This window comes from Alteraquisediminimonas sediminicola (assembly GCF_019740335.1).
Classification (GTDB): Bacteria; Pseudomonadota; Alphaproteobacteria; order Sphingomonadales; family Sphingomonadaceae; genus Alteraquisediminimonas; species Alteraquisediminimonas sediminicola.
Map to the genome: position 1 here is coordinate 817,400 of NZ_JAHXZS010000001.1, position 15,971 is coordinate 833,370.

14 protein-coding genes are annotated in these 15,971 nt (G+C 61.3%); all 14 read right to left on the reverse strand.

The window, feature by feature from the left end; genetic code table 11:
• Positions 1-65 precede the first annotated feature (65 nt).
• The 14 genes from K6117_RS04070 to K6117_RS04135 are packed head-to-tail and all read right to left on the reverse strand — an operon-like array spanning position 66 to position 15,863.
• Positions 66-998: a cell division protein FtsQ/DivIB gene (locus K6117_RS04070; protein ID WP_221792433.1), complete on the reverse strand. Its 933-nt coding sequence runs from the start codon at positions 996-998 to the stop codon at positions 66-68.
• Positions 995-1,918: a D-alanine--D-alanine ligase gene (locus tag K6117_RS04075; RefSeq protein ID WP_221792434.1), complete on the reverse strand. Its 924-nt coding sequence runs from the start codon at positions 1,916-1,918 to the stop codon at positions 995-997. Before K6117_RS04075 ends, K6117_RS04070 begins: the two co-directional genes overlap by 4 nt.
• Positions 1,911-2,864 carry a UDP-N-acetylmuramate dehydrogenase gene (gene murB, locus K6117_RS04080; RefSeq protein WP_221792435.1) on the reverse strand — a complete coding sequence of 318 codons (954 nt, stop codon included), beginning with the start codon at positions 2,862-2,864 and terminating at the stop codon, positions 1,911-1,913. The genes K6117_RS04075 and murB overlap by 8 nt, the downstream gene beginning before the upstream one ends.
• Positions 2,861-4,282, reverse strand: a complete 1,422-nt coding sequence (gene murC / locus K6117_RS04085; protein WP_221792436.1) for a UDP-N-acetylmuramate--L-alanine ligase — start codon at positions 4,280-4,282, stop codon at positions 2,861-2,863. The genes murB and murC overlap by 4 nt, the downstream gene beginning before the upstream one ends.
• A complete protein-coding gene (murG, locus tag K6117_RS04090) occupies positions 4,279-5,436 on the reverse strand; it encodes an undecaprenyldiphospho-muramoylpentapeptide beta-N-acetylglucosaminyltransferase (RefSeq protein ID WP_221792437.1) in 1,158 nt (385 codons plus the stop codon). The genes murC and murG overlap by 4 nt, the downstream gene beginning before the upstream one ends.
• A gap of 4 nt (positions 5,437-5,440) precedes the next feature.
• Positions 5,441-6,658, reverse strand: a complete 1,218-nt coding sequence (gene ftsW, locus K6117_RS04095) for a putative lipid II flippase FtsW (protein ID WP_221792438.1) — start codon at positions 6,656-6,658, stop codon at positions 5,441-5,443.
• Positions 6,655-7,929 carry a UDP-N-acetylmuramoyl-L-alanine--D-glutamate ligase gene (gene murD, locus K6117_RS04100; protein WP_221792439.1) on the reverse strand — a complete coding sequence of 425 codons (1,275 nt, stop codon included), beginning with the start codon at positions 7,927-7,929 and terminating at the stop codon, positions 6,655-6,657. The genes ftsW and murD overlap by 4 nt, the downstream gene beginning before the upstream one ends.
• A complete protein-coding gene (gene mraY / locus K6117_RS04105) occupies positions 7,926-8,999 on the reverse strand; it encodes a phospho-N-acetylmuramoyl-pentapeptide-transferase (RefSeq protein ID WP_221792440.1) in 1,074 nt (357 codons plus the stop codon). The genes murD and mraY overlap by 4 nt, the downstream gene beginning before the upstream one ends.
• Positions 8,999-10,405, reverse strand: a complete 1,407-nt coding sequence (locus K6117_RS04110) for a UDP-N-acetylmuramoyl-tripeptide--D-alanyl-D-alanine ligase (RefSeq protein WP_221792441.1) — start codon at positions 10,403-10,405, stop codon at positions 8,999-9,001. Before K6117_RS04110 ends, mraY begins: the two co-directional genes overlap by 1 nt.
• Entirely contained in the window at positions 10,402-11,817 is a 1,416-nt protein-coding gene (locus K6117_RS04115; protein WP_221792881.1) for a UDP-N-acetylmuramoyl-L-alanyl-D-glutamate--2,6-diaminopimelate ligase, read from the reverse strand. The genes K6117_RS04110 and K6117_RS04115 overlap by 4 nt, the downstream gene beginning before the upstream one ends.
• Positions 11,817-13,523 carry a peptidoglycan D,D-transpeptidase FtsI family protein gene (locus tag K6117_RS04120; protein ID WP_343211738.1) on the reverse strand — a complete coding sequence of 569 codons (1,707 nt, stop codon included), beginning with the start codon at positions 13,521-13,523 and terminating at the stop codon, positions 11,817-11,819. Before K6117_RS04120 ends, K6117_RS04115 begins: the two co-directional genes overlap by 1 nt.
• Entirely contained in the window at positions 13,520-14,383 is an 864-nt protein-coding gene (locus tag K6117_RS04125) for a hypothetical protein (protein WP_221792442.1), read from the reverse strand. Before K6117_RS04125 ends, K6117_RS04120 begins: the two co-directional genes overlap by 4 nt.
• Complete coding sequence (gene rsmH / locus K6117_RS04130; protein ID WP_221792443.1) at positions 14,380-15,405, reverse strand: 16S rRNA (cytosine(1402)-N(4))-methyltransferase RsmH; 1,026 nt, start codon at positions 15,403-15,405, stop codon at positions 14,380-14,382. Before rsmH ends, K6117_RS04125 begins: the two co-directional genes overlap by 4 nt.
• A complete protein-coding gene (locus K6117_RS04135; protein ID WP_221792444.1) occupies positions 15,402-15,863 on the reverse strand; it encodes a division/cell wall cluster transcriptional repressor MraZ in 462 nt (153 codons plus the stop codon). Before K6117_RS04135 ends, rsmH begins: the two co-directional genes overlap by 4 nt.
• Positions 15,864-15,971 lie beyond the last annotated feature (108 nt).

Sequence of the window (15,971 nt, forward strand, 5' to 3'; positions counted from 1 at the left end):
AAATCCGTGCTGCTTACTGTGTACGCCTACCTCCGCTACGCTGACCTGAACGCATCTGCGCGCCCTCAGGTCGTCTCTTTCGTGACCGACGGCGGTGGCGGCTCCACTGCCGGTTCTTTTTGTTCAGCCCTGCGCACAACCAGCCGGTCAGGGATACGCATATCGAAACGGGCGAACCCCTTGCCCAGCATCCGCGCATTGGCATCGATGCGGACGAACTTCACCAACGCATGCTGCGCCTGTTCGCTGCCTTCCGGCAGTGCGAGCTCTTCGCCCGAATGGAAGCGCAAATCCCAGCGCCGCCCGCCGACCCAGATCGCGCCCGCTAGCAATGGCTTGACCGAAGGCACCGCATCCAGCAACGCCTGCATGTCCTGCACCTGACGATTGGCATCCGGGCCGATCACCAATGGCAGATCGGGCATGTTCGCGAGATCGACCGGGGCGAGCAACACCCCTTCCCCATCGACCAAGGTCAATTGCTGCTGATGCTGCCAGACCGCGACCGGCTGGCGCTCGACAATATCGACGACCAATGTATCTGGCAGGCGGCGCGACACCCGCGCATCCTTGATCCAGCCGAATTGGAGCAGTTCATTGCGCACCAGTTCCAGATCGAGCAACGGCATCGCCATGCTTTGCTGATCGAGCGCGACCGCATAGACCGGCAGACGCTCCATCCGGTTGATGCCGACGATTTCCACCCGCTTCACCTGAAAACCGGCATGGCCAATCGCCTCGCCCATTTCCACGCCGAGCATCTGCGGCAATTGCGCCGCATAAGCGCCCGCACCAAGCAAGCACACCGCCGCGCCGAAAAAGACATAGCGCCCGGCGGCGCGCAACTGCTCCGCCTGATCGGGAAAGCGGGCGAGCAGCTTGCTGAAATAAGACGATTTGCGCGGCGCAGGACGGCGCGGCTTGGCCGCCGCCGGGCGCTTACGCACCGCGTCGCCGCGCCTTACCTTCGTCCTGTCACCACCGCGCGGTGCGTTCATTCCATCGCCTCATCAATGATCTCTTGCACCAGTTCGGGATATGTCATGCCCAAATGTTTCGCCTGTTCGGGGACAAGGCTCAACGGGGTCATGCCCGGCTGGGTATTCACTTCCAACAAATAGATCCCGTCCACGCCTTGTGTATCATCCCAACGGAAATCCGACCGCGACGTCCCCTTGCACCCCAAGGCCTGATGCGCGGCCAGCGCCATATCCATCATCGCCTGTGCCACATCGTCCGGCACCTGCGCCGGGCAGACATGTTGCGTCATCCCGTCCGTATACTTGGCATCGAAATCATAGAAACCGCTTTTTGGCACCAATTCGGTGACGCATAGAGATTTTCCGCCCAACACGGCGACCGTCAATTCCCGCCCCTTGATGAACGGTTCGGCCAACAGCGCATCGAAATGCTGCCACGGCCCTTCGGCATCGCGGCGGATCGGATTGCCGTAATTGCTGCCCTCGGTCACAATCGCCACGCCGACCGACGACCCCTCATTGACCGGCTTCAACACATAAGGGCGCGGCAACGGATCGCCCGCATACAGGCTTTCGCTCTGCACGACATGGCCACCCGGCATGCGAATGCCGTGCGGGACGAGCGCCTGTTTGGTCAGTTGCTTGTCAATCGCGATGACCGATGTCACCAGACCCGAATGGGTGTATTTCAGGCCCATCAGGTCCATCATGCCCTGCACCGTGCCATCTTCACCCGGCGTGCCATGCAGCGCATTGAACACGACATCGGGCTTGGCCGCCGCGAGCTTGGCCGCGACATCGCGATCCATGTCGATCCGCGTGACCTTGTGGCCGAGCGATTCCAGCGCATCCGCCACGCCATTGCCGCTCATCAAGGAGACCGGACGCTCCGATGACCAGCCACCCATCAATACGGCGACATGCAGCCGATCAGTCATGCGTCTTTTCTCCTTTGGCGGACTTCTCCGCAGTGTCTTGATCCAGAGATTCAGCCCTACCCACGCGCTGGATTTCCCATTGCAACTCAACGCCCGACTTGTCCTTCACGCGGCGACGGACTTCCTCGCCCAATGCCTCGATATCCGCGCTGGTGGCGTCACCAAGGTTGAGCAAAAAGTTGGTGTGCTTTTCCGATACCTGCGCGCCGCCCAGTTGCAAGCCCCGGCATCCCGCCTGGTCGACCAAAGCCCATGCCTTTTCGCCCGGCGGGTTCTTGAAGGTCGATCCGCCCGTCTTGGAACGCAAGGGCTGCGATGCCTCGCGCTCTGCGGCGATCCGGTCCATTTCCGCGCCAATCACCACGGGATCACCCGCCACCCCGCGCAACGTCGCGCCAATCACAATCGCGCCCTCGGGCAATTCGGAATGGCGATAGCTATATCCCAGCGCCGCCAGCGGCAGTTCGACCCGCGTGCCATCGCGCAACACGACATCCGCGCTCAACAGCACATCCTTCATCTCGCGGCCATAAGCCCCGGCATTCATCCGCACCGCGCCGCCGATGGTGCCGGGAATACCGCGCAGGAATTCCGTCCCGGCAATGCCCGCATCGCGCGCGCTGGAAGACGCGAGTATCCCCGAAGCCCCGCCGCCACAGCGCAATGTCACCGCATCCAGTTGTTCGACCTTGGCAAAGGCCTTGCCCAGCCGCAACGTCACCCCCGGCATGCCGCCATCGCGGATGATCAAATTCGATCCCAGCCCCAAGGGCCACACCGGCACAGATGGATCAAACGCGCGCAGGAAATCCTGCAAATCTTCGACATCCGCAGGTTCGAACAGATATTCCGCCGGGCCGCCGCTCTTAAACCAAATCAGCGGTGCCAAGGGCGCGTTGGGCGTCAGCCTGCCCCGCACCTTCGGCATCATGGGCCGGTCGTTCATACGCGCTTGCCCGTCACGGCATCAGCAAGGCCCGCCGCCCATTTGGTAATATCGCCCGCGCCAAGGCAGACCACCATATCGTCAGGCCGCACTTCATTGGCCAATGTCGCCGCCAGCGCATCGGCGGATGCGATAATCCGCGCGCTGTGATGCCCGCGCCGTTTCAGCCCCTCGACCAAGGCCGCCGCGTCCACGCCCTCAATCGGCTGCTCACCCGCCGGATAGACCGGGGTCACGAACACCTGATCGGCATCGTTGAACGCCTGTTGAAACTCATCCATCAAATCGCGCAGCCGGGTAAAGCGATGCGGCTGCACCACCGCAATCACGCGCCCGCGCACGCCTTCACGCGCCGCCGAAAGCACCGCACGAATTTCGACCGGGTGATGGCCATAATCGTCGATCACGCTCGCCGGATTCCCCGCTGCAAACGCAATTTCACCAACCTTGGTGAAACGCCGCTTCACCCCGCCGAACTTGGCAAAGCCACCGACGATCTGCGCGTCCGTCATCCCCATTTCCAGCGCGACCGCAATCGCCGCCAGCGCATTCTGGACATTATGACGCCCCGGCATCGGCATTTCGACGCCCTCAATCCGGCGCGTCTCGCCATCGCGATTACGCACCAGCACATCAAAGCGATTGCCGCCGGGGATCGGCGTCACATTCTCGCCGCGCACATCGGCCTGTGCCGCAAAGCCATAGGTCATGATCCGCCGATCGCGAATGCGCGGCAGGATCGCCTGCACCTCCGGATGATCGAGGCACAATACCGCCAGCCCATAAAAAGGGACATTTTCGATGAATTCGACAAAGGCCGACTTCACCTTTTCAAAGCTGCCATAATGATCGAGATGTTCCGGATCGATATTGGTCACGACCGCAATCGTGCCATCCAATCGCAAGAAGCTGCCATCGCTTTCATCGGCCTCGACCACCATCCAGTCACTCGCGCCCAAACGTGCATTCGACCCGTAATGATTGATGATCCCACCATTGATCACGGTCGGATCGATCCCGCCCGCATCCAGCATCGCCGCGACCATCGATGTCGTCGTGGTCTTGCCATGCGTACCAGCGACGGCAACGGTGTTCTTCAACCGCATCAATTCCGCGAGCATTTCCGCGCGACGCACAATCGGGATGCGCTTTTCCAGCGCCAATTCGACCTCCGGATTGCCGCGCTGGATCGCGGTCGAGGTCACGACCACCACCGCATCACCCAGATTGGCGGCGTCATGGCCGATCATCACCTTGATGCCCTTATCGCGCAGGCCCTGCACGACATAGCCCTCGGCCACATCCGAGCCTTGCACCTTATAGCCAAGATTGTGCATCACCTCGGCAATGCCGGACATGCCGATCCCGCCGATGCCGATGAAATGGATGGTCCCGATATCGGTGGCGACGCCCCTCATGCCCCTGCTCCTGCCAGACGATTGGCTGTTTCAATCACACCGACCAATTCCGGCGCGGATGGCTGATCGATGGATTCGACCAGATCCGCCAAGGCCCGCGCCGCATCCGGGCGGCCAATCGACCGCGACCTGCCCGCCGCATTCTGCAACGCTTCCGGGTCCAGCCCCAATTTTTGCATCTGCTTGGCCAATTCCACCGGCGTGAATTTATCCTGCGAAATCGAGCGCCCGCCGCCCACCTGCGCCAATTCGCGCGCATTGGCGGTCTGATGATCATCCGCCGCCGATGGCAGCGGGATCAGGATGCCGGGCCGCCCGGCACAGGTCAGCTCCGCAATCGTCGATGCCCCTGCGCGCGCAATCACCAGATGCGCCCAGCCCAATTTCTCCGGCAAATCTTCCATATAGGTCGCGAGATCCGCCGGAATACCCAATTCCGCATATTTGGCGCGGACCTGTTCGATATCCTCGGTCCGGCATTGCTGCGTCACCTGCAAGCGGCGGCGAAACGCAATCGGCAACATCCCCAGCCCATCCGGCACGACCGATGACAGGATCGACGCGCCCTGACTGCCGCCCGTCACCAACAGGCGGAACACGCCGTCATCGGTCAACAACGGATAAGGCAATTCGCGTAGTGCGATGACCTCATCGCGCACCGGATTGCCGACGAGACAGGCCTTGTCGTAATATTTATCCTTCAACCGCCCAACCCGCGCATGGCTCGTCGCAATCGCCGTCACGCGGCCCGCAAGCAAGCGATTGACCCGGCCAAGAATGGCATTTTGTTCATGGATCGCGGTCGGAATATCGTTGCGGATCGCCGCCCATAACGCGGGCAAGGCCGGATAGCCGCCAAAGCCGATCACGGCGGCAGGGTTGAATGTTTCATACAGCCGTTCGGCCATCGCCACGCCCTGGCTGATCGCGGCCAAGGCCTTGGGCCAGCCGAGCGGGTTCTTGGTCACCCGTCCCGCAGGCAGGACATGGACCTGCGAATCCTTAAACAGGCCGGGGATTTTCGCCCCGCGTTCATCGGTGATCAGCGCGACATGATGGCCGCGCCGCTGCAATTCGCTGGCAAGCGCCTGTGCCGGAGTCATGTGACCGCCGGTTCCTCCGGCGGCAAGGACGAAATGGCGGCGACTGGTCAAAGCTTTAAGTCCTCGTCACGATATAGGGCGAACGTTTTGCAGCAGGGTTGCGCCGGGTGAACGCCAGCAACAATCCGAAACCAGCCGATACCGCGATCATCGACGACCCGCCATAGCTGATAAACGGTAATGTCATCCCCTTGGAGGGGGCAAGGCCTACATTCACCGCGATATTGATCACGGCCTGCAAGCCGAATTGGGTCGCAAGGCCTGCCGAGGCCAGCAACACGAAATCATCCTCTTCGTCCAACAGGCGGACAAACACCCGCACCACAATCGCGGCATACAGCAGCACCACCGCAATGCAGGACATCAACCCGAATTCTTCGCCGATCACCGAATAGATATAATCGGTATGCGCTTCCGGCAGGCGGAATTTGGCTTCGCCCCCGCCCGGCCCGGTGCCGAAAAACCCGCCATTGGTGATGGCATTATGCGCCGCCTGCACCTGATAATCATCGCCTTCGCCAAACAGAAACGCGTTGATGCGCGTGCGGGCGACCGAATAAAAGGCATAAGCGCTCACAATCGCCGTCACCCCAAGCCCGATCATCACGCCGATCAACCGGCCCGAAATACCCGCCAGCATCATCAACACCATCCAGATGCCCGCAAAAATCACGGTCTGGCCGAAATCCGGCTGCAACATCAACAATACCGCGATCATCGCCGTCACGACCGCCGAAATCCGCATCACCGGCAGGGTGCGATCAAGGTTCCGCAGCGACAACAACCACGCCATCGCCACGACATAAGCGGGCTTCAGAAATTCCGAGGGCTGAAACTGGAAACCTGCAAGGTTAATCCAGCGCCGCGCGCCATTTGCTTCCGACCCGAACAACGGGATCGCGAACATCATCAACAGGCAGAAAATGCCCGCATACATCGCGATACGCCGTGCCCGATCCTTGGGCAGCAATGATGTCATGAACATCAACGGCAGACCGATCATCAGCCAGATCACCTGCCGCCAGAAATAATGGAGCGGCGCGATAATATGGGTCAAATCCGAATAACGCTGTGCGGATGCAGGCGAGGCAGCGGCGACCGATACCAGCCCGATCGCGACCAGCACCAGCACCAGCATCACCAGCACCCGGTCGATTTCCCAGAACCAGCGGCCAAGCGGCGTTCGGTCGGCACGGCCAAGCCGCTGCTTATGCGCCACCGGGCGCAACACGCGCGGTCGCCCGCGTTCGGCCTTGGGGAGAGCGCTGTTCATAGGCTTTCCACCGCCGCGACAAAGGCATCGCCCCGCGCCTCAAAATCGCGAAACTGATCAAAGGACGCACAGGCCGGGGACAGCAACACCGTCTCGCCCGCCACGGCCACCGCCGCCGCATCCCGCACCGCCTGTTCAAGCGTGCCGCTGACCGTCACCGACATAAAAGGCGAGAGCAATTTTTCAAACAACGGCGCGGCCTCGCCGATCACATAGGCCGCCCGCACATTGCCGAACCAGCGCTCGCAGGCGTGCAGGCTGTCGGTCTTGGCGACCCCGCCCAAAATCCAGTGGATCGCAGGGTACGCACCCAATGCAGGCGCGGTCGAATCCGGATTGGTCGCCTTGCTGTCATTGACATATAAAACGCCCGCGCGTTCCTTCACCCGTTGCATCCGATGCGGCAGGCCGGGATAGGTCGCCAACCCCTGTTCGATCATCGCATCATCAATGCCGAGCGCCTGCGCGACCTTGATCGCAATCGCGACATTCTGGGCATTATGCGGCCCTTGCAGGGTCGGCCAGCGCGATTGATCATGAATATCTGCCGCATGAACACGGATCAGGCGATGGTTGATCCGGCTCGCGATCATGCGCGACGGATCGTCATCACAGGCGATAATCGCCAGTTGATCGACATGCTGGAAATTGAACAACCGCTGTTTCGACGCGCAATAGCCCGCAAATCCGTCATAACGGTCAAGATGGTCCGGCGTGATATTGGTCAGCACCGAAATATCGCAGGCAAGGCTGTGGCTCAGATCAATTTGATAGCTCGACAGTTCGAGCACATAGACCCCGCCCGCAGGCAAAGGTGTCTGCCCCAAAATCGGCAGGCCGATATTGCCGCCCAGCATCGCGGCCCGCCCCGCCGTCACGCAGAGATGATGAATCAGCGCCGTCGTCGTCGATTTGCCATTGGTGCCGGTAATGCCCACCACAATATGCGGCGGCAGGCTGGCCCGCGCCTCGGCGAACAGTTCAATATCGCCGATGATCGGCACATGCGCCGCCCGCGCCTTATCCGCAATCGGATGGCGGTTGATCGGCACGCCCGGCGATACGACCAGCGCATCGAACCCGGCAAGGTCGATCTCCATCAGATCGGCCAACGTCACGTCTGTCCCAACGTCCGCCCGCGCAGCTTCATTGCTATCCCATGCCGTGACCTTCGCCCCGCTCGCAATCAATGCGCGCACGGTGGCAAGGCCGGACCGCGCAAGGCCCAGCACCGCATAATTTTTCCCGCGAAAGGCGTCGGAAACAATCACCGCAGTTTCAGCGTCGCAAGACCGGCCAGCGCCAGCGCAAACGAGATGATCCAGAAACGGATCACAACCTTCGTTTCGGCCCAGCCCAATTGTTCGAAATGATGATGGATCGGCGCCATGCGGAATACGCGTCTGCCGGTCCGTTTATACCAGAACACCTGAATGATGACCGACAATGCCTCGACCACGAACAACCCGCCGACCAAGGCCAGCACGATTTCATGATGGGCGACGACCGCAACCGCACCCAAGGCCCCGCCCAAGGCCAAAGACCCGGTATCCCCCATGAAAATCGCGGCAGGCGGCGCATTGAACCAGAGAAACGCCAGCCCCGCCCCCATGATCGCGGCGCACAAAATCGCCGCATGGGCCGCGCCCGGAATATAAGGAATGCCGAGATAGGGCGCGAATTTCGCATTGCCGACCAGATAGACGAACACGAGGAACGTCATCGACGACACGATCATCGGCATCGTCGCCAGCCCGTCCAGCCCATCGGTCAAATTCACCGCATTGCCCGCGCCCACGATCACCGTTGCGCCGAACAATATATAGAACCAGCCCAGATCGATCACCGGCCCCTTCACAAAGGGCAGATAGAGATTGGTGTCGCCGCTGACCGACACGATGATCGACACCGCCGCACCCGCGACCAGAAATTCCGCCAGCAATCGCGCCTTGCCCGATACGCCTTTATGGCTGCGCTTCGTCACCTTATCGAAATCGTCGAGAAAGCCAATCAGGCCAAATCCGAACAGCACCAACAGACACGCCCAGACAAAGGCATTGGTCATGTCCATCCATAACAGCATCGACAACGCAATCGCGACCAGCATCATCAACCCGCCCATTGTCGGCGTGCCGACCTTGGCAAGGTGCGTCTGCGGCCCATCGGAGCGGATCGGCTGACCTTTGCCCTGTCGGACCCGCAGCCATGCAATCGCCTTTGGCCCGATTAAAAGCCCGATCAAGAGCGCCGTAAAAAGCGCCCCGCCGGTGCGAAAGGTGATGTAGCGGAACAGGTTGAAAAGCCCCGCGAAGTGGAATTGTTCTGCGATCCAGTACAGCATTATGCGTTCCCGCCTTGCCCGTGATGTTCGACCAAATGGGCGACCAGACGAGAAAGCCCGATGGAGTTGGAGCCTTTGACCAAAATGGCATCGCCCGGCGCGATCAAACGATCAAGCGCGACAATCGCTGCCGAACAATCCGGCACATGGACGAAATCGCGTCTGCCCTCAAGCGCCTTTGCAAGCGCCGTCATTTCCGGCCCGACCAAAATCGCAATCGCCAGATCGGCAGCCTCCACATGCGCCGCTAAAGCCGCGTGAAATCCGTCCGATTTCTCGCCCAATTCCTTCATCGCGCCCAGCACCGCCAAGCGCCGCGACACCTCTTCCTTGCCAAGCTGGCCAAGGGTCGCGGCCATGGATGCCGGATTCGCATTATAACTCTCGTCAATCAGCAACGCCTCACCGCTGCCGATATCGATCATCTGCCGCGCGCCGCGTCCCGGCAGGCCGGGCATATCCGCCAAGGCCAGCCCCGCCGCCGCCAGATCACCGCCCGCCGCCTGCACCGCCGCAATGACGGCCAATGAATTGGACACCCAATGCTCGCCCGGTTGGCTGAGCGAATAGCTCAATTCCGCGCCCGGCAGTACCGCATTGACATAGGTGCCATTGGCCTCCCCATGCACCACATCACGCGCACGAACATCCGCCCCCATATTGCGCCCAAAGCTGACGATCTTCGCCGCAAAGGGCTTGGCCGCTGCCAACAGCCGTTCATAATGCGGGCTATCGAACGGCAGGATCGCCGTGCCATTCGGTTCCAAGCCCTGAAACACCTCGCCCTTGGCATCGGCAATCGCGCTTTCATCCGGGAAAAATGCGCTATGCGCCGGGGCAATCGCCGTCACCAATGCGACATGAGGCCGCACCAGCCGGGTCAGCGCCGCCAATTCACCGGGCGCGCTCATCCCCATTTCAAACACGCCGAACTTAGTATCGCGCGGCATGCGCGACAGGCTCAACGGCACGCCGGTATGATTGTTATAGCTTTTGACCGAGCGATGAACCCGGCCCTTGTTCGCCCGCGCCAAGGCATCGGCCAGCGCCTCTTTCGTGCCGGTTTTGCCGACCGAGCCGGTAACGCCGATCACCACACCCTGCATCCGCGCCCGCGACGCGCGCCCAAGCGCATTCAACGCCGCCGTCGTATCCGCGACCAGCACATAAGCCAGACCCGGGGGCACATCGGCTGCATCGCTCACTATCGTGCCGCCCGCACCATTGGCCGCCACTTGGGCCAAAAAGCGATGGCCGTCGGTCGTTTCGCCTTTCAACGCGATGAACAAATCACCCGGCCCGATTTCGCGACTATCAAAGGCCACGCCATTGACGGCAAAATCCGCCGAGGCCGTGCCATGCACCGCAGCGGCAATTTCCTGTCCGGTCCACAGCGCATCACTCATGCCGCACACTCCTGCGCCACCTGCACATCATCGAACGGCAATATCTGATTCCCCACAATTTGCCCCTGTTCATGGCCCTTGCCCGCGATCAACACCACATCATCGGTGTGCGCCATTGCGATGGCCACCGCAATGGCCGAACGCCGGTCCCCGATTTCTTGCGCCCCCGGTGCCGCCGTCAGGATCGAACGCCGGATCAATGCCGGGTCTTCGCTCCGCGGATTATCATCGGTGACGATCACCACCTCCGACAATCGCGCCGCAATCGCCCCCATTTGCGGCCGCTTGCCGGTATCGCGGTCACCGCCCGCGCCAAAGACGGTGATCAACCGACCCTTGGTATGCGGACGCAACGCCTCAATCGCCGCCGCCAGCCCATCGGGCGTATGGGCATAATCGACATAGACGGGCGCGCCCACCTTGGTCATCACCGCGCGTTCCAATCGCCCGCGCACGCCCTGTACTTGTTCAAGATCAGCCAAGGTCCGGGCAATATCCCCGCCCGCTGCAATCACCAGCCCTGCCGACAGTAACGCATTCGCTGCCTGATAGCCGCCGATCAACGGCAGATCGACCGTCACTTCCCGCCCCTCGACCGCGATCAACAGGGTCTGGCCAAGCGGCGTCGGGGTGCGCCGCACCAGTTTGAGAAACGCGCCCTTTTCCCCGACCGTGAAAATCTTCAATCCCCGCGCCCGCGCAATCGCCTCGACCTGTTCGGCATAGGCATCATCCGCCCAGATCACAGCGGCGCCACCGGGTTGCAGCACCTCGGAAAACAGCCGCATCTTGGCCGCGAAATACGCCTCCATCGTGAGATGATAATCAAGATGGTCGCGCGACAGGTTGGAAAACGCCCCGGCGATGACCGGCAGGCCTTCGGTGCGATATTGGGCAAGGCCATGGCTCGATGCCTCGAACGCCGCATGTGTCACGCCGTTGCTTGCAAGGCCCGCCATATTAGCGAGAAAGGTAACAATATCGGGGGTAGTCAGGCCGGTCGTCACTTGGCTGTTGGCCGTGGTGATGCCCAATGTCCCGATGCTCGCGGCGTTCAGCCCCGCCATCTGCCAGAGCTGACGGGTCAGTTCGACCGTCGATGTCTTGCCATTGGTGCCGGTAACAGCCACCGCCACTTGCGGAAATGGCGCATAAAAACGGGCGGCAAGCTGGGCGAACAACGCGCGCGGCTCTTCCGCCGCCAAATGGACAGCGCCCACCACCTGCGCCTCGGGCCGGGCGACAATCGCAACCGCCCCCGCCTTGATCGCATCGTCGATAAAGTCTTCACCGTTGAACCGCGCGCCCTGAAATGCACCAAAGACGGTGCCGGTCGTCACCTTGCGGTTGTCGATGGCGAACCCGGTGACCTCGGCCTGCTCATCCGCGCCTGTAAGCCCGCCGAGTCGCATCATTCCTCCCCTTCCTTGGGGTGCCAGATCAGCGGCTTGATATCCTCCAGCGGGATATCCTTGCGGGCATCCGGAATAATGCCGAGCAACGGCCCTATCCGCGCGACGACCTTGCGCACGACCGGCGCGGCAGTCCAGCCCGCAGTCGCATAGCCATAGGTTTCCGCCGTGCCTTTCGGCTCATCCAACATCATGACAATCGCATATTTCGGATCGTCGACCGGGAAAACCCCGGCAAAGGTCGATACCAAGGATTTACGCGCATAACCGCCTTGGCTCGCCTTTTCCGCCGTGCCGGTCTTGCCACCCACGCGCAGGCCCGGCGCATTGGCCTGCTTGCCGGTGCCTTCAAGCACGACCATCCGGGTAAATTGGCGAAGACGATAGCTCACCTGTGGCGAAATCACTCGCGTGCCCGGCACAATCGCGCCCGGTTCGCGCTTCAACAAGGTCACCGGATGCATGATCCCGCCATTCATAAGTGCCGCATAAGCCTTGGCAAGATGCATCGGCGTCACTGCAATGCCATGGCCATAGCCTGCGGTCATGGTGGTGGTCCGCGCCCAGAATACCGGCTGGATCGGACGGCCCCGGCCCGCCAGTTCAATCGACACCGGTTCGCCAAAGCCCAGCCGCATGAACATCCCGTTCAACCGATCCTTGCCCAGTTCGTCGGCGATCCGGGCCGTCACGATATTCGAGCTATGGACCAGCATTTCCGGCACATTGAGCCAGCGCTTGGTCGGATGGTCATCACGGATCGAGAATTTCCCGACCTTCAATGGCGCAGTCGCGTCGTAACGCTTGGATAAGGAGGTCACGACCCCGGCATCCATCGCCGCCGCAATGGTGATCGGCTTGAACGTCGAGCCCAATTCATACACGCCGGTAATCGCCTGATTGAACCGCGTTTCGGGCGGCGAGCGCCCCGGATCATTCGGGTTGAAGCTCGGCAAGGATGTGAGCGCAATCACCTCGCCGCTATGCACATCAAGCACGATGCCGGTCGCGCCGCGCGCCTGAAAATTCAGCATCGCCTGCGCCAGTTCCTTTTCGACCGCCGCCTGCACGCGACTATCGATCGACAGCGTCACCGGCTTGCCCGCATATTTCGGGTCGGTCATGCGCTTGTCCAGCAGCTTTTCCATGCCGGTCACGCCGGTGCCGTCAAGATTCGTCCAGCCCAAGACATGCGCCGCCAGTTCGGCCTGCGGATAAAGCCGCTCCGGCTCGCGCGCAAAGGCCATGCCCGGTTCACCCAACGCGTTCACCGCCTCCACCAATTCCGGCATGGCGCGACGGCGCAGATAGATGAAATGCTTGCGGGACTTGAGCAGCGCCAGATATTGATCCGCCGTCTTCTCCGGCATCAGCACCGCCAATTGCGGCGCCAGATCTTCCGGACGGGTCAACAGCCGGTCCGCATGCACGCCAATCGACCATGCATCAATCGTCCGCGCCAATGTCTCGCCATTGCGATCGACAATATCCGGGCGCAACGGCAATGACGTCAACCCCGCGGCGCGATCATCAAAACTCTGGCCGGTGAAGGTCAGGTACATGATCTTCAAGACAATCCCGAGGATCGCCGCGAGAAACAGCAACATCACCAGCATCAGCCGCTCACGCGACAAGGCCGCCACCTGTTGGCGGCGGCCGGGTACATGCAGCCGTGTCGGTTTGGCGACCGGAGGAGCTGTCGTCACGGGCGACGGGTCTCCTTGCCCTTCACAGCCAGCGATGCGAGTTTGACGGGTTTATCCTTGCTGGACTTGGCGTCTTTGCTGGATTTGGCAGATTTGCTGTCCTTGGCCGACTTATCGGCCTTGGCGGATTTTTCCACTTTTGCAGGCTTGTCGGTTTTCGCGAGCTTTTCAGCCTTGGACGGCTTGTCCGGCTTAGCCGACTTAGCCGACTTTTCGGTTTTAGCGGCCTTGTCCGACTTGGCAGGCTTGTCGCTCTTGGCGAGCTTCTCGCCCTTCGCGGGTTTATCTGCCTTATCGGATTTGGCGACCTTTTCAGCCTTAACGGACTTCTCGGTCTTGGCAGACTTGTCCGCCTTCGCCAATTTTTCCGCCTTGTCGCTCTTGGTCACAGGACGATCAACTACCGACCGATCCTGCATCAACTTCGCCGCTACCGGCGCCACTTCATAAGAGGCAGTGCGCAACGCAGGCTTATCCGCCAATGTTGGCGTCGTCGTTACCGGCATCACATCGAGATCGGTCGCCACTGATGCCAATTGCGTATCTTCCTGCATCGGCAAAGCAGGCTGGCGATCCGTCAACGCAACCAACGCCTCGGCATCCGGCAGAAACTGTTCGGCTTCCGGTGCCGCCAGCGCCAGCGCCTGTTCGTTCCAACGCTCCAGCTGATTCATCTGGCCGCGCGTACCAAGTTCGGTCTGCAACAGACGGATGTGCTTTTGCGAACTCGAGATCTTATATTCGAGCGACTCCAACGCCCCGCGCTCCGTCGCGACACGCAACGAAATCAGGTAACAACACAGCACGGCAACCGCAGCCGCCGCAACCCAACCGATTGATCGGAATCGTGCGAGCATCATTTGCCTAATCTCCTGCCAGCGTTGAAGTCGGCAGCGGCCTTATGCCCCTGCCCCGGATTTTTGGATTTCATCTGCGCCAACGACCGAGCCGGCCCAGAAGTCCGCCGTGCCGAACGCAATGTCGCCGACCGCGCACGCGGATTGCGGCGCAACTCGGCCTCACCCGCCTTGACCGCGCGTTCCGGCTTGGCAAAGCTGGGCTCAACCAGCTGCGCAACCTGCGGCATATGACGCGAACCGGTCGCCTGACTGGCCGAACGGTCACGCAAAAATTGCTTCACAATGCGATCTTCAAGGCTGTGAAAGGTGACAACCACCAGCCGCCCGCCGGGACGCAACAGCCGCTCCGCCGCAACCAATGCCGCCTCCAGCACGTCCAGTTCATGATTGACCTCGATCCGCAACGCCTGAAACGTGCGGGTCGCCGGGTCTTTCGGCATGCCGGGATGATGGCCGACCGCACGGCGCACGACCGACGCCAGTTCACCGGTCCGGGTAATGGGCCGCGCCGCGACAATCGCGCGGGCGATACGGCGGGAACGATGCTCCTCGCCATAACGATAGATGATGTCCGCGAGCGCCGCCTCATCAAGATTATTCACCAGATCCGCCGCGCTGTCGCCCGACTGGGCCATACGCATATCGAGCGGACCATCCTGCATGAACGCGAAACCGCGCTCCGCCTGATCGAGCTGCATCGACGACACGCCAATATCGAGGACGATGCCATCGACCGCGTCCACCCCTGCCGCCGCCAGCAAAGCTTCCATATCCGCGAAATTACCCTGATGCAGGGTCAATGCACCTTGGCTCGACGCCACCAGCGCCGCCCCCATCGCCAACGCATCCGGGTCCTGATCGATCGCATGGACTGTCGCCCCCGCCGCCAGCATCGCCCGCGTATAACCGCCTGCACCGAACGTGCCATCGACATGCACCTCGCCCGGCGCAATCGCGAGCGCGGCAATCACTTCATCGAGGAGTACGGGAATATGCGGCGCGGCGACACCGACCGCACTCACAGCGACACACCCTTGTCGGCCAGCAACGCGCGCACCCGGCGCTGCGTCTTGATACGCTCCGGTCGCTCGACCGAGAGAAATTCACGCGGACACCAGACTTCAATCATGTCGCCCACGCCGATGAATACGGCCAGATCGGTCAAACCCGCTTCCTGCCGCAGCAGCTTTGGCAGAATAAACCGCCCGCTCGAATCATAGCTCGCATCTTCGGTCGAGCCATAATCATCATCATATTCGGACGCATCCGGGGCCGCGCGACCGGCGGCAATATCGGCCTGCACCCGCGCGCGAAAGTCTTCATATTTCTGCTGGGTATAGCCGGTATCGAACAGCATCAGGCACGGGCGATCGTCATGGGTATTGAGCTGGATCGACCCTGAGCCGGGGCTATTCGCCTCGATTTTACGGCGCAAATCCGCAGGGATAGCGACACGCCCCTTGGCGTCGATCGCACTCAATCCCGGTCCGGAATATGGCTGCCGCAATCCCACTTTGAACAAACCCCCTGACGAATAAAAACATGATCCTCCACCAATCCTGCACCGCCGATCCGACCATGGTCGAAA

Coding starts and splice junctions, on each gene's coding strand:
- mraY (WP_221792440.1), bottom strand. CDS start 8,999: ATGCTGTACTGGATCGCAGAACAATTCCACTTCGCGGGGCTTTTCAAC.
- K6117_RS04110 (WP_221792441.1), bottom strand. CDS start 10,405: ATGAGTGATGCGCTGTGGACCGGACAGGAAATTGCCGCTGCGGTGCAT.
- murC (WP_221792436.1), bottom strand. CDS start 4,282: ATGAGGGGCGTCGCCACCGATATCGGGACCATCCATTTCATCGGCATC.
- K6117_RS04125 (WP_221792442.1), bottom strand. CDS start 14,383: ATGATGCTCGCACGATTCCGATCAATCGGTTGGGTTGCGGCGGCTGCG.
- K6117_RS04115 (WP_221792881.1), bottom strand. CDS start 11,817: ATGCGACTCGGCGGGCTTACAGGCGCGGATGAGCAGGCCGAGGTCACC.
- murB (WP_221792435.1), bottom strand. CDS start 2,864: ATGAACGACCGGCCCATGATGCCGAAGGTGCGGGGCAGGCTGACGCCC.
- K6117_RS04070 (WP_221792433.1), bottom strand. CDS start 998: ATGAACGCACCGCGCGGTGGTGACAGGACGAAGGTAAGGCGCGGCGAC.
- K6117_RS04075 (WP_221792434.1), bottom strand. CDS start 1,918: ATGACTGATCGGCTGCATGTCGCCGTATTGATGGGTGGCTGGTCATCG.
- ftsW (WP_221792438.1), bottom strand. CDS start 6,658: ATGAACAGCGCTCTCCCCAAGGCCGAACGCGGGCGACCGCGCGTGTTG.